The 1,424-nt window shown below is 65.8% G+C and carries 2 protein-coding genes; one reads left to right on the forward strand and one right to left on the reverse strand.

Annotated elements, in window-relative coordinates:
- Positions 1–1,032: Obg family GTPase CgtA (cgtA, locus tag DBR20_RS04120; RefSeq protein ID WP_343125679.1), on the forward strand; the 1,032-nt coding region annotated here is incomplete at its 5' end.
- Between the two features lie 166 nt (positions 1,033–1,198).
- Here cgtA and rpsT read toward each other — a convergent pair.
- Positions 1,199–1,423, reverse strand: coding sequence for a 30S ribosomal protein S20 (rpsT, locus tag DBR20_RS04125; RefSeq protein WP_108265287.1), 225 nt, complete (start codon positions 1,421–1,423; stop codon positions 1,199–1,201).
- Position 1,424: the final 1 nt, after the last annotated feature.

Below are 1,424 nucleotides of genomic sequence, written 5' to 3' on the forward strand. Positions count from 1 at the left end.
ATCGAAGTGTTCGCCGGCAACGGCGGCAACGGCTGCATTGGCTTCCGTCGCGAGAAGTTCATTCCGCTCGGCGGCCCGGACGGCGGCGACGGCGGTGCGGGCGGCAGCGTGTGGATCCGCGCCGACGAAAACCTCAACACCCTGGTCGACTTCCGCCATGACCGCATCTTCAAGGCGCAGCGCGGCGAGAACGGCATGGGCCGCCAGGCCTATGGCAAGGGCGGCGAAGACATGGTCATCACCGTGCCGGTCGGCACCGTGATCATCAACGTGGCCACCGATGAAATCATCGGCGACCTGACCCAGCATGGCGACCGCCTGCTGGTGGCCAAGGGCGGCCGCGGCGGCCTCGGCAACATGCATTTCAAGAGCTCCACCAACCGCTCGCCGCGCCAGGCGCTGCCGGGTGAGCCGGGTGAAGAGCGCACGCTGAAGCTGGAATTGAAGCTGCTGGCTGACGTCGGCCTGCTGGGCTTCCCCAATGCCGGCAAGAGCACCCTGATCCGTGCCGTCTCGGCGGCGACGCCGAAGGTGGCCGATTACCCGTTTACCACGCTGTACCCGAACCTGGGTGTGGTGAAGGTGGAGAACTACCGCAGCTTCGTGATCGCCGATATTCCAGGCCTGATCGAGGGTGCCGCCGACGGTGCCGGCCTGGGCGCGCAGTTCCTGCGCCACCTGCAGCGCACCCGCCTGCTGCTGCACCTCGTCGACATCTCGCCGATGGAAGGTGGTGTGGAAGGTGTTTCCCCGGTCGAGCAGGTGCGTGCCATCGAGCGCGAACTGGAAAAGCACGACCCGGAGCTGCTGGCCAAGCCGCGTTGGCTGGTGCTGAACAAGGCTGACCTGATGTTCGAGGACGAGGCCAAGACCGCCGCTGAGAAGATCGTGGCCGAGCTGGGCTGGAAGGAGCCGTGGTTCCTGGTGTCCGCGCTGGGTCGCGAGGGCACCTTCCCGATCATGAGCCGGGTCATGGCGTTCTTCGATCGCCAGAAGGAAGACGAGCTCGAGGCGGCACGCAACGCGCAGTAATGCCTGTTGTGGTTCCCACGAAAAAACCCGGCTTCGGCCGGGTTTTTTCGTTCCGGTAGTGCCGGCCGCTGGCCGGCAATCCACGAGGGATTGCAGGCAACAAAAAACCCGGCCGAAGCCGGGCTTTTGCGTGCTGCCGGAGCCGGGGCTCCAGCAACCAACCGGATCAGGCGGCCTGGAGGGCCTTGATGCGGTCGTTCAGGCGGCTCTTGTGGCGAGCAGCCTTGTTCTTGTGGATCAGGCCACGCGCGCTGAAACGATCCAGGATCGGCTGGGCAACGGCGAAGGCGGCTTGAGCGCCGGCGGCATCGTTGGCGTCCAGCGCCTTGATCACTTTCTTGACAGCGGTGCGCAGCATCGAGCGCTGAGCCACGTTGCGCGCGTTGCGCACG

Origin of the sequence: Stenotrophomonas sp. HMWF023 (assembly GCF_003060985.1) — a bacterium.
Taxonomy (GTDB): domain Bacteria; phylum Pseudomonadota; class Gammaproteobacteria; order Xanthomonadales; family Xanthomonadaceae; genus Stenotrophomonas; species Stenotrophomonas lactitubi.